27 protein-coding genes are annotated in these 26077 nt (G+C 74.7%); 7 read left to right on the top strand and 20 right to left on the bottom strand.

Going from position 1 to position 26077, the window contains the following annotated elements; translation table 11 throughout:
* Window positions 1–253: 253 nt before the first annotated feature.
* Window positions 254–988, bottom strand: a complete 735-nt coding sequence (locus ACZ407_RS18420; protein ID WP_468129330.1) for an anti-sigma factor family protein — start codon at window positions 986–988, stop codon at window positions 254–256.
* Complete coding sequence (gene sigE, locus ACZ407_RS18415; protein WP_468129328.1) at window positions 985–1749, bottom strand: RNA polymerase sigma factor SigE; 765 nt, start codon at window positions 1747–1749, stop codon at window positions 985–987. Before sigE ends, ACZ407_RS18420 begins: the two co-directional genes overlap by 4 nt.
* 156 nt (window positions 1750–1905) lie before the next feature.
* On the opposite strand from sigE, the gene ACZ407_RS18410 reads away from it, so the two are divergent.
* Window positions 1906–2568 (top strand): O-methyltransferase, encoded by a 663-nt coding sequence (locus tag ACZ407_RS18410; RefSeq protein ID WP_468129326.1) that lies wholly within the window; start codon window positions 1906–1908, stop codon window positions 2566–2568.
* A gap of 92 nt (window positions 2569–2660) precedes the next feature.
* On the opposite strand, the gene ACZ407_RS18405 is transcribed toward ACZ407_RS18410, so the two are convergent.
* Window positions 2661–2828 (bottom strand): DUF3117 domain-containing protein, encoded by a 168-nt coding sequence (locus ACZ407_RS18405; protein ID WP_226735082.1) that lies wholly within the window; start codon window positions 2826–2828, stop codon window positions 2661–2663.
* Between the two features lie 331 nt (window positions 2829–3159).
* On the opposite strand from ACZ407_RS18405, the gene chcB reads away from it, so the two are divergent.
* Window positions 3160–3960 (top strand): 2-cyclohexenylcarbonyl CoA isomerase, encoded by an 801-nt coding sequence (gene chcB, locus ACZ407_RS18400; protein ID WP_468129324.1) that lies wholly within the window; start codon window positions 3160–3162, stop codon window positions 3958–3960.
* 117 nt (window positions 3961–4077) lie between these two features.
* On the opposite strand, the gene ACZ407_RS18395 is transcribed toward chcB, so the two are convergent.
* Together ACZ407_RS18395 and ACZ407_RS18390 are read right to left on the bottom strand one after the other, a co-directional pair.
* Window positions 4078–4653: a DNA-3-methyladenine glycosylase I gene (locus tag ACZ407_RS18395; protein WP_468129322.1), complete on the bottom strand. Its 576-nt coding sequence runs from the start codon at window positions 4651–4653 to the stop codon at window positions 4078–4080.
* On the bottom strand, window positions 4650–5117 hold the full coding sequence (locus tag ACZ407_RS18390) for a DivIVA domain-containing protein (RefSeq protein WP_468129320.1): 468 nt from the start codon (window positions 5115–5117) through the stop codon (window positions 4650–4652). Before ACZ407_RS18390 ends, ACZ407_RS18395 begins: the two co-directional genes overlap by 4 nt.
* A gap of 113 nt (window positions 5118–5230) precedes the next feature.
* Between ACZ407_RS18390 and folP the strand changes: the two genes are divergently transcribed.
* Window positions 5231–6091 (top strand): dihydropteroate synthase, encoded by an 861-nt coding sequence (gene folP, locus ACZ407_RS18385; RefSeq protein ID WP_468129318.1) that lies wholly within the window; start codon window positions 5231–5233, stop codon window positions 6089–6091.
* 168 nt (window positions 6092–6259) lie between these two features.
* Here the strand turns inward: folP and ACZ407_RS18380 are convergent, their stop codons facing one another.
* Window positions 6260–7015 (bottom strand): LOG family protein, encoded by a 756-nt coding sequence (locus ACZ407_RS18380; RefSeq protein ID WP_468129316.1) that lies wholly within the window; start codon window positions 7013–7015, stop codon window positions 6260–6262.
* A gap of 65 nt (window positions 7016–7080) precedes the next feature.
* Window positions 7081–8160 (bottom strand): succinyl-diaminopimelate desuccinylase, encoded by a 1080-nt coding sequence (gene dapE / locus ACZ407_RS18375; RefSeq protein WP_468129314.1) that lies wholly within the window; start codon window positions 8158–8160, stop codon window positions 7081–7083.
* A 78-nt stretch (window positions 8161–8238) separates the two neighbouring features.
* On the opposite strand from dapE, the gene ACZ407_RS18370 reads away from it, so the two are divergent.
* Complete coding sequence (locus ACZ407_RS18370) at window positions 8239–9177, top strand: VldE C-terminal domain-containing protein (protein WP_468129312.1); 939 nt, start codon at window positions 8239–8241, stop codon at window positions 9175–9177.
* A 513-nt stretch (window positions 9178–9690) separates the two neighbouring features.
* Window positions 9691–10068: an ATP-binding protein gene (locus ACZ407_RS18365; RefSeq protein WP_468129310.1), complete on the top strand. Its 378-nt coding sequence runs from the start codon at window positions 9691–9693 to the stop codon at window positions 10066–10068.
* A gap of 101 nt (window positions 10069–10169) precedes the next feature.
* On the opposite strand, the gene dapC is transcribed toward ACZ407_RS18365, so the two are convergent.
* Window positions 10170–11264, bottom strand: coding sequence for a succinyldiaminopimelate transaminase (gene dapC / locus ACZ407_RS18360; protein ID WP_468129308.1), 1095 nt, complete (start codon window positions 11262–11264; stop codon window positions 10170–10172).
* A gap of 104 nt (window positions 11265–11368) precedes the next feature.
* Window positions 11369–11698: a ferredoxin gene (gene fdxA / locus ACZ407_RS18355; RefSeq protein ID WP_226735074.1), complete on the bottom strand. Its 330-nt coding sequence runs from the start codon at window positions 11696–11698 to the stop codon at window positions 11369–11371.
* Window positions 11699–11815: 117 nt separating this feature from the next.
* On the opposite strand from fdxA, the gene ACZ407_RS18350 reads away from it, so the two are divergent.
* Window positions 11816–12808, top strand: a complete 993-nt coding sequence (locus ACZ407_RS18350; protein ID WP_468129305.1) for a GNAT family N-acetyltransferase — start codon at window positions 11816–11818, stop codon at window positions 12806–12808.
* Window positions 12805–13620, top strand: coding sequence for a transglutaminase-like and tetratricopeptide repeat-containing protein (locus tag ACZ407_RS18345; protein WP_468129303.1), 816 nt, complete (start codon window positions 12805–12807; stop codon window positions 13618–13620). The genes ACZ407_RS18350 and ACZ407_RS18345 overlap by 4 nt, the downstream gene beginning before the upstream one ends.
* An 88-nt stretch (window positions 13621–13708) precedes the next feature.
* Here the strand turns inward: ACZ407_RS18345 and ACZ407_RS18340 are convergent, their stop codons facing one another.
* The 11 genes from ACZ407_RS18340 to ACZ407_RS18290 all read right to left on the bottom strand — a co-directional run bounded on the left by ACZ407_RS18340 (window position 13709) and on the right by ACZ407_RS18290 (window position 25606).
* Entirely contained in the window at window positions 13709–14332 is a 624-nt protein-coding gene (locus ACZ407_RS18340) for a response regulator transcription factor (protein WP_468129301.1), read from the bottom strand.
* Entirely contained in the window at window positions 14329–15540 is a 1212-nt protein-coding gene (locus ACZ407_RS18335; protein WP_468129299.1) for a sensor histidine kinase, read from the bottom strand. The genes ACZ407_RS18340 and ACZ407_RS18335 overlap by 4 nt, the downstream gene beginning before the upstream one ends.
* Window positions 15537–16277, bottom strand: coding sequence for an ABC transporter permease (locus ACZ407_RS18330; protein WP_468129297.1), 741 nt, complete (start codon window positions 16275–16277; stop codon window positions 15537–15539). Before ACZ407_RS18330 ends, ACZ407_RS18335 begins: the two co-directional genes overlap by 4 nt.
* Window positions 16274–17245, bottom strand: a complete 972-nt coding sequence (locus ACZ407_RS18325) for an ABC transporter ATP-binding protein (protein ID WP_468129295.1) — start codon at window positions 17243–17245, stop codon at window positions 16274–16276. Before ACZ407_RS18325 ends, ACZ407_RS18330 begins: the two co-directional genes overlap by 4 nt.
* Window positions 17246–17511: 266 nt before the next feature.
* Window positions 17512–19638, bottom strand: a complete 2127-nt coding sequence (locus ACZ407_RS18320; protein WP_468129293.1) for a hypothetical protein — start codon at window positions 19636–19638, stop codon at window positions 17512–17514.
* Between the two features lie 197 nt (window positions 19639–19835).
* Window positions 19836–20300 (bottom strand): DUF6113 family protein, encoded by a 465-nt coding sequence (locus ACZ407_RS18315; protein WP_468129291.1) that lies wholly within the window; start codon window positions 20298–20300, stop codon window positions 19836–19838.
* The gene (gene mshB / locus ACZ407_RS18310; RefSeq protein WP_468129289.1) at window positions 20297–21202 is read right to left on the bottom strand and encodes an N-acetyl-1-D-myo-inositol-2-amino-2-deoxy-alpha-D-glucopyranoside deacetylase; all 906 of its coding nucleotides are present in this window, start codon (window positions 21200–21202) and stop codon (window positions 20297–20299) included. The genes ACZ407_RS18315 and mshB overlap by 4 nt, the downstream gene beginning before the upstream one ends.
* Window positions 21203–21354: 152 nt before the next feature.
* Window positions 21355–21549, bottom strand: coding sequence for a hypothetical protein (locus ACZ407_RS18305; RefSeq protein ID WP_468129287.1), 195 nt, complete (start codon window positions 21547–21549; stop codon window positions 21355–21357).
* Between the two features lie 396 nt (window positions 21550–21945).
* Window positions 21946–22329: a hypothetical protein gene (locus tag ACZ407_RS18300; RefSeq protein ID WP_468129285.1), complete on the bottom strand. Its 384-nt coding sequence runs from the start codon at window positions 22327–22329 to the stop codon at window positions 21946–21948.
* 35 nt (window positions 22330–22364) lie between these two features.
* Window positions 22365–24290 (bottom strand): peroxidase family protein, encoded by a 1926-nt coding sequence (locus ACZ407_RS18295; protein ID WP_468129284.1) that lies wholly within the window; start codon window positions 24288–24290, stop codon window positions 22365–22367.
* Window positions 24291–24298: 8 nt separating this feature from the next.
* Window positions 24299–25606, bottom strand: a complete 1308-nt coding sequence (locus tag ACZ407_RS18290) for an alpha/beta hydrolase family protein (RefSeq protein ID WP_468129282.1) — start codon at window positions 25604–25606, stop codon at window positions 24299–24301.
* Window positions 25607–26077 lie beyond the last annotated feature (471 nt).

Genomic DNA, 26077 nt, shown 5'->3' with positions numbered 1-26077 from the left:
GGGGCGGGTAGGGGAAAGCCCCGCAGGGTCACGGCCCGGGCCCTTCGGGGGCTCCGCCCCCGCACCCCCGCGCCTCAATCGCCGGCGGGGCTTGGGTTGGGGGCTCTGCCCCCGGTCCCCCGCGCGGCGTGGATGGGGCCCCGCCCCCGCGCCTCAAACGCCGGCGGGGACTGATCCGGCCCCCGGGCCCCGGGCGGCCGGGGAGATGGAACGTGCCCCCGCAGGGTCGGCTTGTCGGGCGGGGGCAGGTTCGTCAGTGGGGCAGGGGTTTGGGCGGGGGTTTCGGGCCGGGGACCGGGGGGAGTTGCGGGGGGTGCGGGCCGGGGGTGCGGGTGACGGCCACCCCGGCGAGCATGTGCGGGATCCGGCCCGCAGCCGAGGGCCCCACCGGCCCGGCCGGAAGCGCCGCTTCGGAGACGGAGAGGACCCCCGCCCCCGAACCCGTACCGCTCCGCGTCGCCGGCGTGACCGCCGTCCCCCCCTCGCCCCGCGCATTCGGATCCACGCCGGACTCCAGCGGCAGCGCCCCGCCCAGCGCAATGGCGGCCAGCGACACCGCCCCCGCCGCGGCGAAGGCGAACCGCCGCCCGCGGGCACCGGGGCGGGCCACGGCCACCTCGTGTATGCGGAAGCCCCGGCCGGGCAGCCGGTCCTCGGGCGCGGCCGGCGGGGTCGGCACGTAGCCGAAGCGGTCGGGTCCGGGCACGCCGAAGACCCCGCTGCCGAAAGCGGCACCGGGTGCGCCCGGGTCCCCGCCCGGCAGGCCCTGGAGCCGGGCGAGCAGCCCCTCGGAGGGCGGCGGCGGGGCCGACTCCACGAAGAGGGTCTTCAGACGCCGCTGCGCGTCGGCCTCGGCCTTGCACCGCGCACAGGTGGCGAGGTGGGCGAGCACCCGCTCGCGCGCGTCATGGCCGAGTTCCCCGTCCACCAGCGCGGCGAGCCGGTCGCCCAAGTGGTGTTCCGCCGGGGACGGACTGACTCCGCTCACTCCGGTCCGCCCTCTCCTCCCACGCCCGCCCCCGCCAGCGCACGCTGCTCGGCCCGGGCCTCCGGGGACCGGTGCTTGAGCGCCTTGCGCAGATGGGAGCGGCCTCGGTGGATACGGCTGCGCACGGTGCCCAGCTTGACGCCCAGGGTCGCGGCGATCTCCTCGTACGACAGCCCCTCGATGTCGCAGAGCACGACGGCGGCGCGGAACTCCGGCGCCAGGGTGTCCAGGGCCTGCTGCACGTCCGCGTCGAAGTGCGTGTCGTGCAGCACCTGCTGCGGCGAGGGCTCACGGCTGGGCAGCCGCTCGGCGGCGTCCTCGGCGAGGGCGTCGAAACGGATCCGCTGCTTGCGGCGGACCATGTCGAGGAAGAGGTTGGTGGTGATCCGGTGGAGCCAGCCCTCGAACGTGCCGGGGGTGTAGGTGGACAGCGAACGGAAGACCCGGACGAAGACCTCCTGGGTGAGGTCCTCGGCGTCGTGCTGATTGCCCGTGAGGCGGTAGGCGAGGCGGTAGACCCGTGCACTGTGCGTGCTGACGATCTCCTCCCACGAGGGAGGGGTCCACGCCTGCTGGCCCGCATCTGCGGCGAAGGTCGCGGTCGTTGCGGTGGCGGCGGTGTGGAAACGGTCAGCAGTGTCAGTCACGGATTTCGGCTCACCTGCCGACCTGAAGAGGCGTCTGATCACGCCCCCGCGATCCACAGGCGCAGCCGCACCTCCCCTGTCGGCTCTGGTGGTGTCCAGTGGAGCCCCTACCATAGCCACCCCGTCCGTCAGCTCCGGATAAGTATCTTTGCGTTAACTTTGCATAAGGAGGGCGGCCGGCCGCGTCCGGTGATCCCGATCGGCCCCTCTTGTCCCTCACAACGCCCGGTCCCATCTGCGGGTTCCCGCAGCCAACGGATACAGTCACCGTTGCGCCAACTATGGGGACAGGAGAGGGTCATTACCGGCAACCGGCAGACGAGCTGGGCGTTCGCCGACGCGTTTGTCGCCGAGGACGACGCTCTGCGGTGGGCCCGCGACCGGGCGAGGGAAGCGGGCCTGCGCCCGGTGTCCCCCGGCACCGGTGCCGCGCTGCGCCTGCTCGCCGCCACCGCCGACGCGAAGGCCGTCGCCGAGATCGGCACGGGCACCGGTGTCTCCGGCATCCACCTGCTGCACGGGATGCGGCCGGACGGGGTGCTCACCACCGTGGACCCCGAGCCCGACCGGCAGGCCTTCGCCCGCCAGGCCTTCCGGGCCGCGGGCTTCGCCGGCAACCGGGCCCGCTTCATCCCCGGCCGGGCCCTCGACGTACTGCCGCGGCTCGCGGACGGCGGGTACGACCTGGTGTTCTGCGACGGCGACCCCACCGAGTCCCTCGACTACCTCGCTGAATCGTTGCGCCTGCTGCGACCTGGGGGTCTGGTGTGCTTCGAGGGGGTCTTCTCGGACGGCCGCACCGTCGACTCGGCCGCACAGCCGGTCGAGGTCCTGCGGGTGCGCGAGCTGCTGCGCACCGTGCGGGAGAGCCCGGCGCTGGAGACGGCCCTGCTGCCGGTCGGCGACGGCCTGCTGTGCGCGGTGCGCCGCTGAGCGGTGGCGCCGGTCCGCCCGCCCGCGGACGCAGCGATGCCCCGACCGCCGTCAGGTGGCCGGGGCATCGCGGAAATCTGTGTGCAGGTGCGTCAGCCGACGACGTTCTTGAGAGCGTCGGCGAGGGCACCGGCCTCGTCCGGGGTCAGTTCGACTACGAGCCGACCGCCGCCTTCGAGCGGTACGCGCATGACGATGCCCCGCCCCTCCTTGGTGACCTCGAGCGGGCCGTCGCCCGTCCGCGGCTTCATGGCCGCCATGCTCGTTCCCCTTCCTGAAACCAGCTCATCGTCAGCCGACGGCCCCATTCAGGCGCCTGGAACCCGGCATCGAACACATTGCTTCCTGGCCATTATCCCGCATGTCAGGACCCGATGACCAACATCGGCCGGGAACGCTTGCGCAACGCGCTCAGTCAAAACCACTCATTTCGGGGATCCGCCTGCGATACTTCGCCGCCACACCTGCGGCCGTGCCGACGGATTCTTTGACGCATGTCACATGTCGGCGCCCCTCCCCGTCCGCCATGCTGACCCTTGTACCGGCCAGTACCGATCGCTGGCCGGGTCCGCGACGGAGGGGACACCTGCCATGGCCGACACCGTGCTCTACGAAGTGACCGACGGGCTCGCCACGATCACGCTCAACCGCCCCGACGCGATGAACGCGCTCAACGTGGACGCGAAGGTCGCCCTCCGGGACGCCCTCCTGGCCGCTGCCGGGGACGAGGCCGTACGGGCGGTGCTGCTGACGGCCACCGGGCGGGCGTTCTGCGTGGGCCAGGACCTCAAGGAGCACATCGGCAACCTGGCCGCGGCCCGCGAGTCCGGCTCCGGGAACGCGCTGAGCACGGTCAGCGAGCACTACAACCCGATCGTGCGGGCGATCACCGAGATGCCGAAGCCCGTGGTCGCCGGGGTGAACGGCGTCGCCGCCGGGGCCGGCTTCGGCTTCGCGCTCGCCGCCGACTACCGGGTGGTCGCCGACACCTCCTCCTTCAACACCTCCTTCGCCGGGGTCGCGCTCACGGCCGACTCCGGGGTGTCGTGGACCCTGCCCCGGCTGATCGGCCAGAGCCGCGCCGCCGACCTGCTGTTCTTCCCGCGCTCGCTGTCGGCGCAGGAGGCGTACGAGCTGGGCATCGTGAACCGGGTGGTCCCGGCGGCGGAGCTGGCGGACGCGGCGGCGGCGGTGGCGCGGAAGCTGGCCGCGGGGCCGACGGTGGCCTACGCGGCGCTGAAGGCTTCGCTGGCGTACGGGGCGGGGCACTCGCTGGGGGAGGCGCTGGAGAAGGAGGACGAGCTGCAGACGAAGGCGGGGGCGTCGGAGGATCACGGGATTGCGGTGGCGGCGTTCCTGGCGAAGGAGAAGCCGAAGTACCTGGGCCGGTAGGTTGCCCTGCGGGGCAGGTCCCCCACCTCCCCCGGACTCCGAATCGTCCGCCTCGGCGGGGCTGGAACGTGCCCGCCGGCGGGCTGGATCCGCCCGGTGGCGCTGGACGTGCCGCCGTCAGCGGGACGTGCAGTCGCTCAGGTGGTCGTTGACCAGGCCGCAGGCCTGCATCAGGGCGTAGGCCGTGGTGGGGCCCACGAAGCGGATGCCGGCCTTTTTCAGGGCCTTGGACAGGGCCGTGGACTCCGGGGTGACGGCCGGGACGTCCGCCAGGGTGCTCGGGGGCTGCCTGCCCGGCTCCGGGGCGTGGGACCAGATGAGGGTGTCGAGGTCGCCCGGGGACCAGGTGGCGAGTTCCTTCGCGTTGGCGAGGGTGGCCTCGATCTTCATCCGGTTGCGGATGATGCCGGGGTCGGCGAGCAGGCGCTCGGTGTCGGCCGGGCCGAACCGGGCGACCTCCGCGATCTCGAAGCCGGCGAAGGCGGCGCGGAAGCCCTCGCGGCGGCGCAGGATCGTCAGCCAGGACAGCCCGGACTGGAAGGCCTCCAGGCACAGGCGCTCGTAGAGGGCGTCGTCCCCGTGGACCGGGCGGCCCCATTCCGTGTCGTGGTAGGCCACGTAGTCCTCGGTGGACAGGGCCCACGGGCAGCGGAGCAGGCCGTCCGTGCCCGCAGCCGCGGTTCCCGCGCTCATCGCCGCGGCCCTTCCGCCTGGTCGCCCCGGCCGTCGTGCGGAGCGGCGTCCCGGGGCGGGAAGCCCCCGGCGAAACCATCCTGCGGGACGTCCTCCCGGGTCGGGAAGCCGCCCGGGGTCCGGTCCGCCGGGTGGCCGCCCGGTGGGGCGAAGCCCTCGGGGCGCTTGAAGAGGTCGGGGCCGGCGGGGGCGGTCAGGGCGGCGATGCGGGCGTCGCGTTCGGCGAGCTCGGCGCCCAGGCGGGCCAGGACCTCGTCCACCTCGGCCATGCGGTAGCCGCGCGGGGCCACGGGGAGGCGGAGGGCGTCCACGTCGGCGCGGGAGACGGGGCGGTCCGGCGGGAGGGTGTCGGCGAGCTGCTGGGGCTCCGCCTCCGGGAGCACGGCCTCCTCGCCGCCGCCCACCACCGCGAGCGTGACCGCGGCAACCACCACGACCAGCGCGATCAGCAAGAACCAGAACACGATCAACCAACTCCCGTGGGCCCGCGAAACCTGTCCGCCACGATCGTGCCATGCGCCCGCGACGGCGCGGACCGTTAAGGTCGCTCACGGACGATCAGAGGAGGAAACAGGGGATGCTGCGGCTGGGCAGGCGTGAGTTCGGGCCCCACGAGCCGGTGATCATGGCCATCGTGAACCGGACCCCGGACTCCTTCTACGACCAGGGTGCGACCTTCCGCGACGAGCCGGCCCTGGACCGGGTCGAGCAGGCGGTGGCGGAGGGCGCCGCGATCATCGACATCGGCGGGGTGAAGGCGGGTCCCGGCGAGGAGGTGGACGCCGTCGAGGAGGCCCGCCGTACGGTCGGCTTCGTGGCCGAGGTGCGCCGGCGCCACCCGGACGTGGTGATCAGCGTGGACACCTGGCGGCACGAGGTGGGCGAGGCGGTCTGCGAGGCGGGCGCCGACCTGCTGAACGACGCGTGGGGCGGGGTGGACCCGAAGCTCGCCGAGGTCGCGGCCCGGTACGGCGCCGGGCTGGTGTGCACGCACGCGGGCGGGGTGGAGCCCCGTACCCGGCCGCACCGCACCGAGTACGAGGACGTCATGGCGGACATCCTCCGGGTGACGGTCGGGCTGGCCGAGCGGGCCGCGGGGCTCGGGGTGCGCCGGGACGCGATCCTGATCGACCCCGGCCACGACTTCGGGAAGAACACCCGGCACTCGCTGGAGGCGACCCGCCGGCTCGGCGAGATGGCGGACACCGGCTGGCCGGTGCTGGTCTCCCTGTCCAACAAGGACTTCGTGGGCGAGACCCTCGACAAGCCGGTCAAGGAGCGCCTGCTGGGCACCCTGGCCACCACGGCGGTCTCCGCCTGGCTCGGCGCGCAGGTCTACCGGGTGCACGAGGTGGCGGAGACCCGCCAGATCCTCGACATGGTGGCCTCCATCCAGGGGCACCGGCCTCCGGCGGTGGCCCGCCGCGGCCTGGCCTGAGGCCGGCGGCCGCACCCGGGGCGCGGCCGGAGCAGACCTCCGGCGACGGGGCTTTCCGGCCCGGGCGGACGGGCCCGGGCCGGGGTGTGCGGCGGTACGGCGGCTGCCGTGCGCGCGGGATGCGGCTGCCGTGCGCGCGGGATGCGGCTGCCGCCCGCCGTCTGCCGCCTACTTGGCGGTCTCCTTGGTGACCAGCGCGATCGCCTCGTCCACGTCGTCCGTGACGTGGAAGAGGTACAGGTCGCGCTCCGAGGCCTTGCCCTGGGCCACCACCGTGTTGCGCAGCCAGTCGACCAGCCCGCTCCAGTACTCCGTGCCGAAGAGCACGATCGGGAAGCGGGTGATCTTCTGGGTCTGGACCAGGGTCAGCGCCTCGAAGAGCTCGTCGAGGGTGCCGAGCCCGCCGGGCAGGACCACGAAGCCCTGGCTGTACTTCACGAACATCGTCTTGCGGACGAAGAAGTAGCGGAAGTTCAGCCCGAGGTCCACGTGCGGGTTGAGCCCCTGCTCGAAGGGCAGCTCGATGCCGAGCCCCACGGAGACCCCGTCGGCCTCGCGGGCCCCCTTGTTCGCCGCCTCCATCGCACCCGGGCCGCCGCCCGTGATGACGGCGAAGCCCGCCTCGACGAGCGCCCCGCCGATCCGGACGCCCGCCTCGTACTCAGGCGTGCCCGCCGGGGTGCGCGCGGAGCCGAACACGCTGATCGCGGGCGGCAGCTCGGCCAGGGTGCCGAAGCCCTCGATGAACTCCGACTGGATGCGCAGGACCCGCCAGGGATCGGTGTGCACCCACTCGGAGGGGCCCGCCGAGTCCAGCAGCCGCTGGTCGGTCGTGCTGCCCGCCTGGACCTGGCCCCGCCTGCGCAGCACCGGCCCGAGCTGCTGTTCCTCGGGCCTGCGCCGCACGCTCTCGGAGTTGCCCATGATGTGCTCCCTCCTGCTGATCGTTCGCATCAGGGTAGGCACACAAGGGTGACAAGGAGGGTAATTCAGGAGGTCAGCCAGGCGCGGAGTCGCTCTTCGCAGTGCAGGATCGCCTTGGTGTCCACGCGTTCGTCGCGCTTGTGCGCGAGCAGGGCGTCGCCCGGGCCGTAGTTCACCGCCGGTACGCCCAGTCCGCTGAAGCGGGACACGTCGGTCCAGCCGAACTTGGGCATCGCGCGGCCGCCGACGGCGGTCATGAACGCCTGGGCGGCCGGGTGCGAAAGCCCGGGCAGCGCGCCGCCGGACAGGTCGTCGACGATGAACTCGACCACTCCGCAGTCCGCGAAGACCTCCTCGACGTGGGCGAGGGCCTCCTCCTCGGTGCGGTCGGGCGCGTAGCGGAAGTTGACCGTCACCGTGCACTCGTCGGGGATCACGTTGTTGGCGACCCCGCCCTCGATCCGCACGGCGTTGAGGCCCTCGTGGTACTCCAGGCCGTCGATGACGGGCTTGCGCGGCTCGTACGCGGCCAGTCGGGCCAGGATCGGGCCGGCGGCGTGGATGGCGTTCGAGCCCATCCAGCTGCGCGCGGAGTGGGCCCGCTCGCCGGTGGTCTTCAGCAGCACCCGCAGGGTGCCCTGGCAGCCGCCCTCGACCTGGGCGTTGGAGGGCTCCAGGAGCACCGCGAAGTCGCCCGCCAGCCACTCGGGGTGGGCGTCCACGAGGTGGCCGAGGCCGTTGAGGTGGGCCGCGACCTCCTCCTGGTCGTAGAAGACGAAGGTGAGGTCGCGGTTGGGCTCGGTGACGGTGGCCGCGATGCGGAGCTGGAGGGCCACTCCGGACTTCATGTCGGTGGTGCCGCAGCCCCACAGCATGCCGTCCTCGTCGAGCCGGGAGGGCACGTTGTCCGCGATCGGGACGGTGTCGAGGTGGCCGGCGAGGATCACGCGCTCGGCGCGGCCGAGGTCGGTGCGGGCGACGATGTTGTTGCCGCGCCGGTCGACGGTGAGGTGCGGGAGGGCACGCAGCGCCTGCTCCACGGCGTCTGCGATCACCTTCTCGTCCCCGCTCTCGGACGGGATGTCGACGAGCCGGGCGGTCAGCGCCGCGGCGTCCAGGCTGAGGTCTAGCGCAGATTCGGACATGGCCACGACCCTAACGCGCCGGGCCCGCGGCGGGCCGCGGACGTCCGGCCGGTGGACGTGTCGGGTGGCTCAAGTACGGTGGGCCGCGTGTCCGATCCCAGCCATCCTGCATCCGGCGCACCGCGCCGCCGTCGCCGCAGCCGCCCGCTCCGGTTCCTGGGGGCGCTCGCGGTGCTGGCCGCGCTCGCCGGCTACTTCGCCGTGCAGTACGACTCGAACGGCGGGGGCGGTGCGCCGCGCTGCACGGTGCAGGCGGACGGGGGCGGCAGCGGCGAGGGGTCCTCGTACGAGATGTCCCCGGAGCAGGCGGCGAACGCGTCGACGATAGCGGCGGTCGGGACCGCGAAGGGGCTGCCGGAGCGGGCCGTGGCGATCGCGCTGGCCACGGCGATGCAGGAGTCGGGGCTGCGCAACCTGCGGCACGGGGACCGGGACTCGCTGGGCCTGTTCCAGCAGCGGCCCTCGCAGGGCTGGGGGAAGCCGGAGCAGATCCTGGACCCGGTGTACGCGGCGGGGATCTTCTACGACCGGCTGGCGGAGGTGCGCGGCTACGCCCGCCTGCCGCTGACGGTGGCGGCGCAGCGGGTGCAGCTGAGCGGCTTCCCGCAGGCGTACGCGAAGCACGAGCCGGACGCGGTGCTGCTGGCGGCGGCGCTGACCGGCCGGATCCCGGCCGCGCTGTCGTGCACGGGTCCGGCCCCGCAGGAGACGGGGGACGCGGTGCGGGTGAAGTCGGAGCTGGCGCGGGCCGTGGGCCGGCCCGGTGCCGGCCGGTCCGGGCCGGCCGGGCCCGGGGCTCCGCAGGTGGCGGGCCGGGAGCTGGCGGTGCCGGTGGCGGGGGCGCGGCAGGGCTGGGAGCGGGCGCACTGGGCGGTGTCGAACGCGGCCCGGCTGCGGATCGCGGAGGTCGCGTACGACGGGAAGGTGTGGCGGGCGGGGCGGCACGGGGGCGGGTGGCGGGCGGGTACGGCTGACCGGGACCGCGTCTCCGTAACGGTCGCTTCCGGCCACGCCTGACCCCGCCCTTCTTCCCACCCCCTGGAGCGCGGGGGCCCGGCCCGCCCCGCGGACCCCCGACCGCGGCGGCTGCCCGCCGGGCGCGGCAATTCCCGCCGCGGACCATCGGCTGCCCACCGGGCGGGGGCCCAAGAGCAACCCGGCTGGCGCCGGGCACCGGGCTCTGCCCGGACCCGCTCCTCAAACTCCCCCAGCCCCAGGGGGCTGGGAGGTACCCCCTGGAGGGGCTGGGTTGTGCCGGGCTACCGGGAGGGGCGGACGGGTGTGCGGGGGGTCGCTCGTGGAGGGGGGTCGGGGGAGGACGCGGCGGGTGGAGCCCGGGCGGGGAAACGCCTGATCGGTACGGTTCTGCTGGGGGAATCATGCGCTGGTCGGCGAAACCGATAATGCGATGCGTTACCGATTCTTTACGCCGGGGGCCCGCAACCTCCCCCGCCCCACAGCCGGTTGTCACGGCGTACGCAGCCCGCCGGACGCTCCGTCCGCCGGGTGTACCCGACGCTTAGGAGCACCATGTCCCTCCCCCTGACCCGCCGGATCGCCCGCGCCGCGCTGCTGCTCGCAGCCGGGGCGGCTCCCGTGGTCGGTGCGGCCGGTTCGGCGAGCGCGGCGGACGCCCCCGCCCTCCCGTCGCTCGGCCCGGTCACCGCCCTGGACACGGCGAGCCTCGGCCAGGCGGTCGACGGCGCTGCCCGGCAGACGACCAGCACGACCGGCGAGATGGGCGGTGGCAGCGTGGCGAAGCAGCTGCCGGCCGGCCTGTCCACCGGCGCCGTGGCCAAGACCCTCCCGGCGGCCGACGGGGTGGCGCCCGTCGCCTCCACCCTGCCGGCCGAACTCCCGGCGCAGCTGCCCACCGGTCAGCTGCCGCTCCAGACCCCGCTGGGCTGACCCGCGGGGTGACGGAACGCCGTGGGGCCCGGGAGTCGAACTCCCGGGCCCCACGTGCACGTCTGTCCCGTCGGCAGGACCGGCCGGCCCCGCCCGCGGGGTCAGCCGAGGCGCTTGACCGCGGCCGCGATCCGCTCGTCGGTGGCCGTGAAGGCCACCCGGACGTGCCGGGCGCCGGCCTCGCCGTAGAAGTCGCCGGGCGCCACGAGGATGCCGAGCTGCGCGAGGTGGCCCACGGTGTCCCAGCAGGGCTCGTCGCGGGTCGCCCACAGGTAGAGGCTGGCCTCGCTGTGCTCGATGCGGAAGCCGTGCGCTTCCAGCGCCGCCCGCAGGGCGTCCCGGCGCGCCGCGTAGCGGGCCCGCTGGGCCTCCACGTGCGCGTCGTCGCCGAGGGCCGCGGCGGTGGCGGCCTGGACCGGGGCGGGGGTCATCATGCCGCCGTGCTTGCGGATCTGCAGGAGCTCGCCGAGCACCCCGGAGTCGCCGAGCACGAAGGCCGCCCGGTAGCCGGCCAGGTTGGAGCGCTTGGAGAGGGAGTGGACCGCCACCAGGCCCTCGTACGAGCCGCCGCACACGTCGGGGTGGAGCACCGAGACCGGGTCGGCCTCCCAGCCGAGCTCCAGGTAGCACTCGTCGCTGAAGACGAGGATGCCGTGCTCGCGGGCCCAGGCCACGATGCGGACCAGGTCCTCCTTGGGCAGGACCCGGCCGGTGGGGTTCGAGGGCGAGTTGAGCCACAGCAGCTTCACGCCGGCCGGGTCGAGCTCGGTCGGGTCGTCGTAGACCACCGGCTCCGCGCCGCACAGCCGGGCGCCCACCTCGTACGTGGGGTAGGCGAGCCGCGGGTAGGCGACCTTGTCGCCGGGGCCCAGGCCGAGCTGGGTGGGCAGCCAGGCGACGAGTTCCTTGGAGCCGACCACGGGCAGGATGTTCGCGTGCCCGACGGAGGCCGCACCGAGGCGGCGGGCGGCCCAGCCGGCGATCGCGTCGCGCAGCGCGGGGGTGCCCCACACGGTCGGGTAGCCCGGGGAGTCGGCGGCGGCCACCAGGGCCTGCTGGATCAGCTCGGGCACCGGGTCCACGGGGGTGCCGACGGAGAGGTCCACGAGACCGTCCGCGTGGGCCGCGGCGGTCGCCTTGTAGGGCTCCAGCTTGTCCCAGGGGAAGACGGGGAGTCGGGACGATACTGCGGCCACGGGCGGTGCTCACTTTCTCGTACGCGCTGCTGCTCGGGGCGGTGCGCAGGGAAAACGCCGCGGCCCGGTACGGCTCGGGGCCGTACCGGGCCGGGGCGGGGAAATCAGTGCTCCGGGTTGATGTCCGCGGGAAGCGCCGCGATGAAGGGGTGGTCGCGCTCGATCAGGCCGAGCTTGGAGGCACCACCGGGCGAACCGAGCTCGTCGAAGAACTCGACGTTCGCCTTGTAGTAGTCCTTCCACTCCTCCGGAGTGTCGTCCTCGTAGAAGATCGCCTCGACGGGGCAGACCGGCTCACAGGCGCCGCAGTCGACGCACTCGTCCGGGTGGATGTACAAGGACCGCTGGCCCTCGTAGATACAGTCGACGGGGCACTCCTCGATGCACGCCTTGTCCTTGACGTCGACACAAGGCTGCGCGATGACGTAGGTCACGCTCTCGTTCCTCCTCGGTAGGGCTTTCCATATCGCGCGGGAGCGCGGCGTCGTCGATGCCCGCACCTAGTATCTCCGTTCCCGGGCACGATCCGAACAGGAGGGGCGTAGAGAGCCGTGGAAATCACCGCCGGTGGCCGTCTGGAAGTCCGTATCACCCCGGATGACGTGGGGAAACGTGTCTCCGTGCGGCGCCTGAGCCCGGGTCGGGACGGGTCGGGCACGTTCACCGACACGGTCGGCGTTCTCACATCCTGGGACCGGGGTGTGCTGCTGATCACACGGAAGGACGGCGAATCCGTCCGCATCCCGGAATCCACGCTGGTCGCGGGCAAGGTCGTGCCGGCCGCCCCGGCCCGGCGCCGGGGGCCCGCGGCGGGTTTCGCGGAGCTCACGCGGATCGCCGCGCGGGCCTGGATGCCGGTCGAGGCCGAGCCGCTGGGCGAGTGGACCCTGCGCGCCTCCGGCGGGTTCACCCGCCGGGCCAACTCGGCGCTGGCGCTGGGCGACCCCGGCACAGGCCTCGACGAAGCACTCGCGCGGGTGACGGCCTGGTACGCGGAACGGGGCCTTCCCCCGTACGTGCAGGCCGGTACGGGCGCCGAGGGGGCGCAGGAGCTGCTGTGCGCGGAGCTGGAGGCGCGCGGCTGGGTGCGCGAGGTGTCGGCCGAGGTGCGGATCGCGGCGCTGGCCCCGATCGGGGACCTCGCGGCGGACGTCTCACGGGTCGGACTCTCCCGCACCTGCGACGCGGCCTGGCTGGCCCGCTACCAGCGGACCGGGACGCCCCGGCCGGAGGTGGCGCAGGTGCTGTCGGCCGGGCCCTCGGTGTGGTTCGCGCGGGTCGAGGGGGCGGACGGGACCGAGGCGATCGGGCGCTGTGTCGTGGACGGCCGCTGGGCGGGTTTCGCGGCCGTCGAGGTGGCGCCGGAGCACCGGCGGCAGGGGCTGGCGACGGCGGTGATGGCGGCGCTGGCCCGGCAGGCACTGGCGGAGGGGGCCTCGGCGGCCTGGCTCCAGGTCGAGGCCGGCAACGCGGCCGCGCGGGGCCTGTACGACGGGCTGGGCTTCGCGGCGCACCACACGTACCACCACTTCCGCGCGTCGTGAGCTTCCGGGACCGCTTCGCGGAGGAGGCCCGGGCCGAGCGGCCGGACCTGGCCCTGCTGTGCCTGCTGGTGGCGGCGGAAGCCGATCCGGAACTCGACGAGAGGGCGCTGGACGAGGCGCAGATGGAACTGGACCGGCTGGCCGGGCTGCTGCCGTACGGCCTGCGCTCGGCCACGGCGTGGGCCTCGGCGGTCGCCCAGCTGCTGGGCGAGCGCTGCGGGTTCCACGGGGTGCCGGCGGACTACCAGCGGCTGGAGTCCTCCCTGCTGCACGAGGTGCTGCGGCGGCGGCGCGGGCTGCCGATCCTGCTGTCGGTGGTGTGGATGGAGGTGGCCCGGCGGGCCGGGGCGCCGGTGTACGGGGTGGCCCTGCCGGGGCATTTCGTCGTCGGCTTCGGGGATCCGGCGGAGCGGGTGCTCGCGGACCCGTTCGCGGGCGGGCGGCCGCTGTCGGGCGCGGACGCGGAGCTGCTGGTGGTGAGTGCGACGGGGGCTCCGCTGGATCCGTCGCTGCTGGAGCCGGCCCGGCCGATGGAGATCGTGCACCGGATCCTGAACAACATCCGCTCCTGGGCGGCGGCCCGGCCGGAGCAGTCGGCGGTCCAGCTGTGGTCGCTGGAGCTGGCCCTGCTGATCCCCTCCCACCCGGCCCGGCTGCGCTACGAGCGGGCGCAGCTGCTGGTCCGGCGCGGGGAGTTCCTGCAGGGGGCGGCGGAACTGGAGTCCTACGCGGAGGTCATGGCGGCCATCGATCCGCCTGCGGCGGCGGACATCCGCCACCAGGCGGCTGCGGCGCGCGCGATGCTCAACTGACCGTGGGTTCCGCGCCGCGCGCCGCGCGCTCCCCCAGCCCCGGGGGCTGGGAGGTACCCCCCTGGCGGGGCTTGACTGGTCCCCCCGTTCAGAGCCAGCCCTTTTCGCGGGCCACGCGGACCGCTTCCGCTCGGTTGCGGGAGGCCAGTTTCTGGATGGCGGTGGAGAGGTAGTTGCGGACCGTGCCCTGGGAGAGGTGGAGCGCGGCGGCCAGCTCCGCGTTCGTGGCCCCGTCCGCCGCCGCCCGCAGGACCTCGCGTTCCCGGTCGGTCAGCGGGTTGGCCCCCTCCGCGAGGGCGGCCGCGGCGAGGGTCGGGTCGATGACCCGCTCCCCCGCGAGCACCCGGCGTACCGCGGCGGCCAGTTGGGCGGCCGGGGCGTCCTTCACGAGGAAGGCGGAGGCGCCGGCCTCCATGGCCCCGCGGAGGTAGCCGGGGCGGCCGAAGGTGGTCAGGATGACGATCTTCAGGGCGGGCAGGGCGGCGTGGAGGCCGGCGGCCGCCTCGATGCCGGTCATCCCCGGCATCTCGATGTCCAGCAGGGCCACGTCCACCTCGTGGGCGCGGGCGGCCGCGAGCACCTCGTCCCCGCGGGCGGCCTGTGCCACCACCTCGATGTCCGGCTCCAGGCCCAGCAGGGCCGCGAGCGCCTCGCGGACCATCGACTGGTCCTCGGCGAGCAGGACGCGGATCGGGCGGGCGGTGGAGGTCATGAGGGGGATCCTAGGGGGACGGCGGCCACGAGTTCGAAGCCCTGTGCGCCCGGGCCGGCGCGGAGGGTGCCGTGCACGGCGGTGAGGCGTTCCGTGAGGCCCGTCAGCCCGTTGCCGGCCGGTCCCGGGGCGCCGTTGCCGTCGTCGGCGATCCGCAGGGAGAGGACGGGCCCGTCGAGGGTCTGGCGGACCCGGAGGCCGACCGTGCAGCGCCGGGCGCCGCTGTGCCGGACCACGTTGGTGACCCCTTCGCGCAGGGCCCACGCGAGCGCGGATTCGGACTCGGGGTCGAGGTCGGGGAGTTCGGGGTCCAGCGGCAGGTCGGCGGCGATCCCGGCGGCGGTGAGCGCGGTGCGGGCGCCGGCGAGTTCGCCGGGCAGGGTGGGTCGCCGGTAGCCGGTGACGGCCTCGCGCACGTCCACCAGGGCCTGCCGGCTGACCCGTTCGATGTCGGCGACCTGCTGGGCGGCCTGCTCGGGGTGGTCGGGGAGCATCCGGCCGGCGAGCTCGCTCTTGATCGTGATCAGGCTGAGCGAGTGGCCGAGCAGGTCGTGCAGGTCGCGGGCGAGCCGCAGCCGCTCCTCGTTGGCGGCGAGCTGGGCCACCGTGGCCCGGGCCCGCCGCAGTTCCAGGGTGGTGCGGACCAGCTGGCGGACGCCGACCATCGCGAAGCCGCCGAGCAGGGCCGGGACGACCAGCCCGATCAGGTAGGCGCTGCCGTCGGGTACGGCGGTCCCGACGAGCACCAGCAGGGCGGTGGCGCCGGGCACGGTCCAGCGTGCGGCCTTGGCGGGCAGGGCGGCGCCCGAGGCGATGGACACGTAGACGAACAGCACGAGCCATTCGCGGCCGAGGGTCACGGAGAGCAGCAGCGCCTGGGCGGCCAGGACCCCGATGTTCAGCAGCATCCTCGGGGTGGGGGTGCCGCGGTCCACGCGGAAGATGAGGATCAGGTACCAGACCACGAAGGCGGCCAGTCCCAGGGCGCCGAGGATCCGGGTCCCGGTGGCGTGCCCGCCGCTGACCAGGTCGGTGACGGGGGCGCCGAGGTAGAACAGCCAGACGGCGGTCCACAGGGCCTTCACCGCGGTCTGCCGGCGGGTGTCGGGCTTCTCGCCGATCGGGACGGTGTGCTGCGGGTCGGTCCCGTAGCCGAAGAAGGCGGCGGTCTCCCGCGGTCCGGGCGCCGGCGGCTGCGTCGTGTTCATGCCTTCAGTGTGTCCTTGCGGTACAGCCAGGCCGCCCCGCCGGCGAAGAGCACGAAGTACGCGGCGAGCAGGGCCACGTCGGCCGCGCGGGGGGCCGAGCCGAGTTCGATGGCCTGGCCGAGGGCGGCGTAGGCGTGGGTGGGCAGCCACTCGGCAATGTCCTGGAGCCACTGGGGGTAGACGGTGGTGGGCATCCACAGGCCGCCCAGGATCGACAGGCCGAAGTAGACGATCATCGTGACGGGCCGTGCGGTGTCGCCGGTGACCAGGTAGCCGATGGCCACGCCGAGGGCGGCGAAGACCAGGCTGCCGGCCCAGATGGCGCCGGTGAGGGCGGCCCACTGCCAGGCCTCCAGGCGGATGCCCTTGGTGACGGCGGCGACCGCGAAGACGACCACGATGGCGGGCAGGCTGACCACGGCGGCGCTGGCGACCTTGGCCAGGACGTAGCCGCGGCCGGGCAGGGCGGTCAGCCGGAGCTGGCGGACCCAGCCGCTCTCGCGCTCCTTGGCGATCCGCTCGCTGTTGCCCATCAGGACGGCGGTGAGGGCGCCGAAGGAGGCCATGGCCACCATGAAGTAGGCGGGCAGGCCGAGGGTGCCGCCCGGCACGCGGGTGTCGCCGTTCTGGGTGCCGCCGATCATCAGGAACAGGGCGGCGGGGTAGATCACGGTGAAGAACAGGAACTTCTTGTTCCGCAGGGCGCGGGTGATTTCGAGCTTCACGAGGGCGTTCACGAGCGGGCCTCCTCGGCCTCGGTCAGGGCGATGAAGGCCTGTTCCAGGCCCAGTCCGGCGACTTCGAGATTGCGGGGGTAGAGCCCCAGGGCGTAGAGCGCGTGCACGGTGGCGTCGGCGTCCCGGGACTGGAGGCGCACGGTGCTGCCGTGGATCTCCAGGCGGGTCAGGTGCGGCAGGGCGCGCAGCTGCGCCTCGGCGGCGGCTGCGGAACCGGAAGCGGAATCGGAGGCCGCGGCGGGGAGGGACTCGGGGCCGAGGTCGAAGGAGATCCGGCGGGCGCCGGCCTTCGCCTTGATCTCGGCGGCGGTGCCGTCGGCCAGCAGCCGGCCGCGCTGGAGGACCAGCACGCGGTCGGCGATCGCGTCCGCCTCCTCCAGGTAGTGGGTGGCGAACAGGACGGTGCGGCCCTGGTCGGCCTGCTCCCGCATGGTGGCCCAGAAGGCCTGGCGGGCGGTGACGTCCATGCCGGTGGTGGGCTCGTCGAGCACGATGAGGTCGTTGGCCCCGGCGGTGGCGAGGGCGAAGCGGACCCGCTGCTCCTGGCCCCCGGAGAGCTTGTTGACCATGCGGTCGGCGATCGAGGCGACCCCGGCACGGGCGAGCACCTCGTCCACGGGGTGGGCCCGCGGGTGCAGGGCGCAGGCGAGCGCCACGAGTTCGCGTACGGAGACCTCTTCCATCAGGCCGCCGCTCTGGAGCATGGCCCCGATCCGGCCCCGGGCCACGGCCTGCTGCGGGGTGCCGCCGAAGGCGCGTACGGTGCCGGAGTCGGGGGTGCGCAGGCCGAGCAGCAGGTCGAGGGTGGAGGACTTGCCGGCTCCGTTGGGGCCCAGCAGGGCGACGGTCTCCCCCGGGTGCAGCTCCAGGCTGAGGCCGTCGACCGCGCGGACCGGGCCGTAGCTCTTGGTCACGTTTCGGAAGCTCACCACTGCGGTGTCGGTGGCCTTCACGGTCGTCGTCGTCATGGCTCAAGAATCGTGCGCGGCGGAGGTCCGGCGGCAGTGTCGCCCGTCGTGGGCTGCGCATGACGGATGTCATGTGCCGGGCATGACAGCCGCGGCCGCGGGCGGCGTCGGCGGGCAGGCAGGCAGGCAGGCAGGCAGGCAGGCAGCGGGGAAGGATGCCCGGACGCGCCCGGGCCCCTGCCCGTACCCGGCCCGGACGCGCCGGAGCCCCTGCCCGTACCCGGACAGGGGCTCCCTGCGTTCCGCCGCCGGCGGCCCTGCGGCCGCTAGCTCGGGTTCGTCTCGATGGTGCCGACGCGCTCCGCCGCGGTCTTGCCGCGCAGCGCCTTGCCGAGCACCCCGGCGACGTCCTGCGGGGTGACCGGGGTCTTCTCGCCGGTGCCGCGGGTGATGAGGACGCCCTTGAAGGTGTCCCCGTAGAGCCGCTTGATGGCTTCGAGGTCGTAGGTCTCGACGAGCTTGCCGTCGACGGCCTTCATGCCGAGGATCTGCGGCAGCGAGCGGCCGGGTCCGAACGGGATGGACGCGGTGCCCGCCTTGATGACGACGTTGCCGGACATCGCGGGCTTGGCGAAGTCCTCCATGGCCCGGTCCAGCTCGGCCTGGTCGACGACCGGCTCGCGCGTGGTGACGGGCAGTTCGACCGCCTTCGCCGAACCGGTCTCGATCTGCTGCCGGTACGCCTCCTTCACCGCGGCGACGGCGCGCTCGACGTCCAGGCCCTGGCCGGCCTTGCCCGGGACGGCGGTGACCTTGTTCGGCTCGAACTTGATCGTGCCCTCGACCACGGTGCCCGCGCCGCCGGAGAGGCTCTGCAGGGCGGCCCGCAGCTTCTCCTCGTCCACGGGGATCTGCGCCTCGGCGGCCCGGGAGTCGCCGAACAGCGAGCCGATGACCGAGACCGGGTTGTAGTCGCTGTTGGCGGCCCCGCGCACGGTGGCCTGGGCGTCCAGGCGCAGGCCCGCCTTCTCGGGCTTCAGCTCGACCTGCTTGCCGCCGATGCTCAGCTTCAGCGGGTCGGTGGCGCGCTTGCCGAAGGTCTGCTCCAGGGTGCTGAGCGCCTCCTCGCGGGTGCCGCCGATGTCCACGCCGAGCACGGTGGTGCCCTTGGGCACGTCGGAGTGGTTCAGCAGCAGGCCGGCGCCGTAGGCGACGCCGAGCAGCGCGGCCGCACCGGTGCACACGAGCAGCAGCTTGGAGCGCTTGCGCACGCCGCCCGTCTTGGGCTCGGGCGCGGGGCGCTGCGGGGGCGCCGCCTGCTCCTCGCCGGGCATCGGCATCGGCATCGGGGCCGGGCCGCCGGGGAAGGGCTGGGCCTGCGGCGGTGCCTGCATGCGGCCGGTGCCGGCCTCGGGGGCCAGCTCGGGGCCGGGCCACTGGCGCAGCGCGGTGGTGTCGTCGTCGTGCCGGGGCGGGGCCGCCACCGGCATGGTGCCGAGGGCCGGTCCGGTCGTGGGACCGGCCGGGCCGCCCTGGTGCTCCGGGGCGTACGGCATGCCGCCGTGCATCCCGCCCGGTGCGGGTGCGCCGGGTGCGGGCGGTCCGGCGTAGCCGCCGCCCTGCTGGCCCTGGCCGCCGGGGCCGTACGCGGCGGCCTGGGCGCCCTGCGGCTGCGGGGCGGGGCCGCGCTGGCCGCCGGGGCCGAAGCCCGGGCCGGGACGGCCGCCGGGGCCGCCGGCCATCGGGGCGCCGGGACGGCCGGGGGCCTGTCCCATCGGGGCGCCCATGCGGGCGCCGACCGCCGGTGCACCGGCGGTCGCGGCTGCGCCCGCGCCGAGTCCGGCCCGGCCGCCGGGTGCCGAGGCACCCACCGGCCGGGTCGGCAGGCCGGCGCGCGGCGGCAGCGCCGCCGCGGGCCGCTGGCCCTGTCCGGGGCCGCCGAACGGCCCGGATCCACTTTCCATGTCAGTCCCCCCACTGCTGGCTGAGGCGCCCGCGGCACCGCTGCCGCCGGCCGGCCCGAGGGCGGGCCGGGCGGTCGCAGCGGACAGGGCCGCCCCCTTGCGCGGAGCGAACCAGTCGCTCTGCTGGTCCGCTTTCGGCCCGTCGGCCGGCGCGGGAGCCGCGGACGGCTCCGCGGGCTTGGACGCCTGCGCCGGGCCGTCCGGTTCCGTGTCCTCGCCGCCGGACACCGGCTTGCGTACGACGACCGGCGGGATCGGCCGCGAACCCGGGATGTTGATCCGGATGCGCGTCGTCAGCGTGGTCTCCGTCTTGGGGTCGTCCGACTCCGGGGAGGACGGTGAAGTCTTCGTCATGGCGTGCTCCTCCGGAGCGTCCGCCGCCGTGTCCGTCGACGGGTACTGGCGGGATCCGTACGGCGTACCCGAGGGGTAGGCGGCTCCACCGCGCCCCTGGGGCCCGGAGGACGAACTGTCAGTTTCACGACTCAAGGCAGGTTCTCCCGGTTGGCTCCGCCGCCCGTCATACCGTGCGCGGGCAGCTCGGCGGCGCCGTCCACCATACTGGCCGCCGCCCGGGCGCAACTGACCACCGGGGGAAGCGGGGTTCTTGTGGACACCCCGTGAACACGGCGCACCGCCGGTCCACAACCCCCCGGTGGGAACCCGTCATCGGCCGGAAGGGTACGTCACCGGCCGGGCCCGGAGGCGGAATCCGGCCGTCCGGAAACACCCTGGAGGGTGGCACAGATCACAGCCGCGACGATGCCGCCCAGCATGTACACATACGTACCGGTTGCGGGCGCATAGAGGTTGTCCCCCTCGGGCCGCGGGGAGACGAACGCCACCAGCACCCCGAGCCAGCCCAGGGCGGTCGCGCCCACCCCGATCGGCCCGCCCATCGCGATCCGGCCGCCGACGAACAGGCCGAGGGTGGCGAGCAGGCAGAGCAGCAGTCCCGCCGGCGGCCAGGCCGCGACGAGCAGCCCGCCCGCGATGCCGGTGGCCGCCCCCAGGACCGCGAGCAGCACGAAGAGCCCGATCCGCGCCGGGGTGAGCCGTACGGTCAGCAGCCCGGCGGGCCCCGGCGCGGCGGGGGCGGCGGCCGCCGTCGCGCGCGCCCGCGCGGCCGGCTTCTTCCCCGCGCTGCTCATGCGCCGGTCCCGGCGAAGAGGTCGTGCTCGCGGCCGCCGGCCGGGGCGGCGGAGCGCCCGGAGACCAGCTCGTAGTACTCCCGCGTGAACAGCGGCTGCCCGAGGTCGTTGGAGAGCGCGAAGAAGGGGCCGTCCACGGCGATCTGGGTGGCGTGCGCCCGCATCGCGGCCGCCTTGGCCGCCTCGTGCGCGGCCGAGCCCGGCTCCCCGCCGATCTCCGCGGTGATCCGCTCGTCGTCGACCACGCCCGGTACGTCGTCCACCTCGGCGATGCCGGGGAAGGCCACGGCTGCGCCGGCGGCCCGCAGCCGCGCGAAGCCCTCCTCGGCCACGGAGCGCGGGACGCGGTTCCAGTAGATCTTGGCGATGGCGTGCGGCCCGCCCAGCTCCGGGCGGTACGCCGGGTCCGCCGCGAGCTCGGCGGCCCGCATGGCGACGCGGTGCGCCTTGATGTGGTCGGGGTGCCCGTAGCCGCCGTCCGGGTCGTAGGTGACGAGGACCTGGGGCCGGATCCGGCGGACGGTCTCCACCAGGTGGCCGGCCGCCTCGTCGAGGTCCGCCTGCCAGAACGAGTCCGCGCGCGCGTTCTGCGGGGCGCCCATCATCCCGGAGTCCCGGAAGCGGCCGGGGCCGCCGAGGAAGCCGTGGTCGGTGACCCCGAGTTCGGCCATGGCCGCGGCGAGCTCCTTGATGCGGTGCGCGCCGAGGGTGTCCTCGCGGTCGGCCGCCAGGTGGGCGAGCGCGGGCGGGATGACCTCGCCCTCCTCGCCCAGGGTGCAGGTCACCAGCGCGACGTGGGCGCCCTCGGCGGCGTACTTGGCCATGGTGACGCCGTTGTTGATGGACTCGTCGTCCGGGTGCGCGTGCACCAGGAGCAGACGACGGGCGGGAAGACCGTTCATGGGCACAGCCTACGAGGCCGCACCCGCGGTCCCGCCCGCCGGATCCGCGGTGACACGGCCTTCCGCGGCCCGGTCCGCACCGGCACGGCCGGCACCGGCCCGGCCCGTACCGGTACGCGCTGCACCGGTACGGCCGCGGACACCGGCGCGGGCTACAGCTTGAGGCCGCCGATCATGTTCGCCACGTTCGACGTGAGCTCCCGCATGGTGGGTGCCATCGTGGAACTGGAGAGGTAGAACCCCAGGAGGACGCAGACCAGCGCGTGTCCCGGCTTGAGTCCCGATTTGCGGACCAGCAGGAAGACGATGACCCCCAGCAGCACCACCGCCGAAATCGAGAGTGCCACGGCGGTTCACCTCCACATCTGTTCGCTTGCCCGGACGGCGTTCTGTGCACGTGGCGCAGTCATACCCACATGCGCCGTGCGCTACGGATCATAACTATCCGTGCGGACGCATCCTTCGGTCGCACTGGTGCACCAGGGGGGCGCACGCCCCATCGGCCGCAGGGCGCACGGGTGTTGGGTCGGCGCCCCCGGCCTCGCCGGCCTCCTCGCACCCCGCCCCGGACCTGCCCCGGAGCCGGTCTGCGGGCGGGCACGACGAGCGGCCGGCCGGGCGGAACTGCTTCCGCCCGACCGGCCAACGGCACCCGCACGGCCGTACGTTCACCAGCGTGCCGTGTTCAGATATCGGTGCCGAGACGGCGAAGTTGCCTGCATGTTAACGAAGTTGATGGCCATTTATCGGTGCTTGTCGGTCGGCGGGGCGGGCCGCAGCAGTGCGGCGGCGCGGCCCAGGTCCTCGGCCGCGACCGAGCAGCGGGCGGCGAGCCGGCCGACCCGCTCCCGGAAGGCCTCGGCCTCCGGCCCCCGCCAGTCGAGGGCCGCGGCGCTCTCGCGCAGCCGCCGGGCCCGCTCCCGGAGGACCTCAGCATGGGCCCGTAGACCCTCCTCGGGGCCGGGCCGGGGGCCCGCCCCGGCGCCCGCCCCGTTCCCCGTACCGGCGTCCGGCCCGGGCGTGTCGCGGGTGCGGGCGTCCGGGCCGGGCGTGTCGCGCGTGCCGGCGTCCGGGCCGGTGCCCGTGCCGGTCCCGGCGTCCGCGTCCGCCGCCCGCGGGCCGGGCACGGTGCCGCCCGGGCCCGCGGGGCCGCCGCCCGGCCTCACAGCGACCGCCAGGGGGCGAAGGCGTTGACGACCCCGTCGAGGGCGGGCGCCAGCTCCGGGTGGTGGCGCAGCAGGACGGAGACCATCGTGTTGCGGTCCACCCAGCGCAGGCCCTCGGCGGTGTAGATCTCCGGCCGGTAGTCGGTGGTGAAGAAGCGGTCGCTCTTGAGCCGCCGGCTGGCCATCAGGATGAAGATCCGGAACAGCGAGTCGCTGAAGCCGAATCCGGCCGGGCGGGGCTCGGCCAGGTTGCCGACCAGCGTGTCCACCCGGTCCAGCCGGCCCTCGTAGAGCTCTTCGAGGAGCGGGGTGTCGGCGGGGTGGCCGCCGGTGAGCTCCTCGAAGGAGGCCACCGGGCGCTTGCGCAGCATCCGGCGGTAGGCGTTATAGCGCGGGATGCCGCGTTCCCGGTCGCGCAGGACGTCCACGGTGCCGAGGTCCACGTGCTCGCCCGTGAGCCGGACCAGGTTGCGCAGCGCGTCCGGGTGGTTGTGCAGGACCAGGGCGCCGGGGTGCGCGGTGCCGAACGAGTAGAACAGGTCGGCGGTGCCGTACGCGTCCACGGCGGTGCGGGTGGCGGCACCCTGCAGGTCCGTGAAGCCGATGGTCTCGCGCAGCGCGCCGCCCTTGTGCTCGCGGACGGCCAGCTCGTCCGGGATCAGCGGGTGCAGGCGGTACGCGGAGACGAACTCCTCGGTCATCGAGAACGGGGCCGCGTGGTGCTCGGTGGGCGAGCCGAGGATGCCGCTGAGCATCTCCCCGGAGCCGACCCGGCCGTACTTCCTGGAGACCCAGCGGGGCAGCACCCCGTACCAGTTGGCGTTCATCGCCTTGTGGAGCACGGGGGTGTCGAGGATGCCCGGGGTCCACTCCACGGTGTGGATCTTCGCCATGAGGGCGGTGTTGACCAGCCGGGCGGTGTGGAAGAGCCGCTCGTCGTCCCAGGTCGGGTAGTGCGAGCGCAGGTGGTCGCAGATCGCGTTGTGCTCCTTGGCGAACAGGGTGTGGAGCAGGCTGAGCCCGGCCCAGTAGTCGCTGTTCATGCCGGTGTGGTCCAGGCACTCCCGGCCCGGCCTCGGGTCGGCGGGCAGCCGTCCGTCGACGACCGTCAGCCGGCCGGACTCGCCCGTGCGCAGGGACCGGCAGCGCTCCTCGTCGGAGCCGTAGATCTGGGAGCCGTCCCACCAGTGGGTGACGGTGTTCTCGTAGGTGGGCGGGGCGCCCTTGCCGGTGTGGGCCACCGGGTCGGGGCGGGTGCGGTTGATCCGCATCGGGCAGCTGCCGCCGAGGGTGCCCCAGTCGTCGTCCGCGGCGAGCGGGACGCTGAAGGGCTCGGCCTCCTCGTTGTCCCCGTGGTTGGCCCAGCCGTGGTTCTCGAACTGGATCCAGGCGGCGGCCAGCAGGTTGAGGGTGGGCGCGGGCACGAAGGAGCGGCGGGCCAGCAGCTGCCGGCTGACCTCCCGGGGGCTCGGGGTCATCAGCTCCTCTTCGGAGCCGGGGAAGGCCAGGTGGAGCGGGGCGTTGCGGTCGAGCCGGGTGCCGACGCGGCCCATGTCCTCGTCGTGCGGGTCGTAGCCGGAGCCGTCGTAGGAGCGGTACGGGAGCAGCCGGGCGGGGGCGCGGCGGGGGCGCTCGCCGCCGGCCCCGTACGTGTCGTGCAGGTTCTCGCGGCGCAGGTCGTCGCGCAGGACGCGGAGGTTGAGCAGCCCGAGGGGGGCGGGGAGTTCGTGCCACTCGCGGGTGCGGTTGATGCGGGCGAAGGCGGCCGAGCCGAGGCGTTCGAGCAGACCGGGCGGGCCGTACGGGGGCGCGGCGGGGGCGGGCCGGCCGCTCTGGGCGGGGATGGTGCCCGCGGCCGGGCCGGCGGTGGGGCCGGCGGCCGGGGCGGTGTCCGTCGTGGCGTCTGCGGCGGTTTCGGTCATCGGGGGTCCTAGCGGTCGTAGAGCTGGAAGAACCGGTGGGCGGTGACGCGGCCGCGGAACGGGGCGAGTTCCGCGTCGGCGTGGGCGCCCGCCTCGGGCGCGTCGAACCGGAGGTTGTGCGCGTACCGCTCGGCGGCGTGGCAGAGCGGGAAGGCGTGCGTGTCGTCGGTCCAGGTGAACTCGGTGAACTGGGCGGGCAGCGGGTACGGGGAGACCGAGGAGCGGCCCTCGAGGCTGGGCACCACGTCGTGTTCGTTGACCAGGGAGCACACCCGGGTGGCCGGGTCGGCGGGCCGCTTGCCGTCGACGGGCGAGCCGACGGCGATCACCCGGGAGACCTTGTAGAGGGCGCAGAAGTCGGGGTCGGCGGCGAGGTTCATGGCGGTGATGCCGCCGAGGCTGTGGCCGACGAGGGCGAGTTCGGCGCCGGTGGGCACGGCCTCGCGCAGAGCCTGGGTCACGGCCCGGGAGTACGGGGTGGCCGGGCGGGCCACGGCGTGGATGGCGCCGAGCAGGTCCTGGGGGCTCTCGTTGCGCAGTCCCCCGGCGGCCATGCCGGCCAGCTGGACCAGGTAGCGGACGGCCTCGTCGGGGCCGGTGACCTGCTGGATCAGCAGCAGGCCGGTGGTGCCGATGGTGTCGATGTTGCGGACGCAGCCGGCGATGGTGCCGGACCGGTCCAGGCGGGCGACCAGCGCGGGGTCGGCCGGCACCGGCTCGGCGCGGCCGGGGCCGCGGTCGAGGAGGGCCCAGACCCGGGTGCCGATGCCGAGGAGGGGCTCGGCGGTGGTCAGGGTGCGGCCGGTGGCGATCTCCCAGCCGGCGGCGTCGTTGAAGGGGTTCTCGTCGGTGAGCGCGTTCCAGGCCATCAGGTCGGCGAAGGAGGGCGCGAGCAGGGCGAAGGCCCGTTCGGAGCCCTGGCTGCCGAGGATGGCCCGGAAGGCGCGGGCGGCCTCGGTCTGGCGGTCCTCCTCGATGGCGCGGACCAGGCGGGCGGTGCCGGGATCGGAGAGGAGTTCGGGGTGCTCCACGGCGGCGGCGCGGACCCGGGCCTTGAGCCCGGTCACGGCGAGGCTGACGGCGAGGCTCTCCCGGCCGGCGAGCACCCCGGCGAGCCAGGCGGCCCGGCCCAGCGCCCCGGCGCCGCGCGCACCCCAGCCGAAGCCGGACCGGTCGGTGAGCGCGCGCAGCAGGCTCCGGCGGGCGGGGCCGGGGATCCGGCCCCGGGCGGCGAGCCCGGTGGCGAACGCGGCGGCCTCTCCGACGGCCTCGGCGGCCTCGGCCAGCTCCCGGCACAAGGCGTGCAACGACCCCACGTCGGGCTCCCCCGGGGCCGCCCCGAGCCGCCGCCCGGCGGCCCCGGGTCGGGTTCCGGTTGCGCCTCCGGAGTTCGCTCCGCCGGCGTCTTGTCCGCCCGGTCCGGCCGCGGCGCGGGACGGGGCGCGGGCCGCTCCGCCGGCCGGGGCGCGGGGCACGGCTCCGGCCGGGTCCTCCGCTCCGGTGGCGGCGGCTGCGGGTTCCGGGCCGGCGGCGGGGGCGGGAACGGTCGGGGCCGGCGCGGCGGCCGGGGTGTCGGTCGCGGCCGGGTGTGCAGGGCCGGGCCCTGGTTCGGCGGGGGTTTCGGATCCGGTCGGGTCTTCGGTTCCGGTTTCGGGCATCGGGGGTCCTCCTGGGGTGGGAGCAGCGGGGGCCGACCGGGCGGGGGGGGGGGGGGGGGGGGGGGGGGGGGGGGCGACGCCCCGCCCCGCCCCACGGGGAAATCGCCTCCCCCCCATATCCCGCACCCC

The sequence above is a fragment of the Streptomyces sp. NPDC030809 genome, assembly GCF_055572195.1.
This window is presented reverse-complemented; position numbering and strand designations above follow the sequence as displayed.

Excerpts from the sequence above, each read along its gene's own strand:
- chcB (WP_468129324.1), top strand. The coding sequence starts at position 3,160 with ATGGCCGACACCGTGCTCTACGAAGTGACCGACGGGCTCGCCACGATC.
- ACZ407_RS18365 (WP_468129310.1), top strand. The coding sequence starts at position 9,691 with ATGTCCCTCCCCCTGACCCGCCGGATCGCCCGCGCCGCGCTGCTGCTC.
- mshB (WP_468129289.1), bottom strand. The coding sequence starts at position 21,202 with ATGAACGGTCTTCCCGCCCGTCGTCTGCTCCTGGTGCACGCGCACCCG.
- ACZ407_RS18325 (WP_468129295.1), bottom strand. The coding sequence starts at position 17,245 with ATGACGACGACGACCGTGAAGGCCACCGACACCGCAGTGGTGAGCTTC.
- ACZ407_RS18315 (WP_468129291.1), bottom strand. The coding sequence starts at position 20,300 with ATGAGCAGCGCGGGGAAGAAGCCGGCCGCGCGGGCGCGCGCGACGGCG.
- sigE (WP_468129328.1), bottom strand. The coding sequence starts at position 1,749 with ATGGTAGGGGCTCCACTGGACACCACCAGAGCCGACAGGGGAGGTGCG.
- ACZ407_RS18340 (WP_468129301.1), bottom strand. The coding sequence starts at position 14,332 with ATGACCTCCACCGCCCGCCCGATCCGCGTCCTGCTCGCCGAGGACCAG.
- dapE (WP_468129314.1), bottom strand. The coding sequence starts at position 8,160 with ATGTCCGAATCTGCGCTAGACCTCAGCCTGGACGCCGCGGCGCTGACC.
- ACZ407_RS18380 (WP_468129316.1), bottom strand. The coding sequence starts at position 7,015 with ATGGGCAACTCCGAGAGCGTGCGGCGCAGGCCCGAGGAACAGCAGCTC.
- folP (WP_468129318.1), top strand. The coding sequence starts at position 5,231 with ATGCTGCGGCTGGGCAGGCGTGAGTTCGGGCCCCACGAGCCGGTGATC.
- ACZ407_RS18395 (WP_468129322.1), bottom strand. The coding sequence starts at position 4,653 with ATGAGCGCGGGAACCGCGGCTGCGGGCACGGACGGCCTGCTCCGCTGC.
- ACZ407_RS18335 (WP_468129299.1), bottom strand. The coding sequence starts at position 15,540 with ATGAACACGACGCAGCCGCCGGCGCCCGGACCGCGGGAGACCGCCGCC.
- ACZ407_RS18295 (WP_468129284.1), bottom strand. The coding sequence starts at position 24,290 with ATGACCGAAACCGCCGCAGACGCCACGACGGACACCGCCCCGGCCGCC.
- ACZ407_RS18405 (WP_226735082.1), bottom strand. The coding sequence starts at position 2,828 with ATGGCGGCCATGAAGCCGCGGACGGGCGACGGCCCGCTCGAGGTCACC.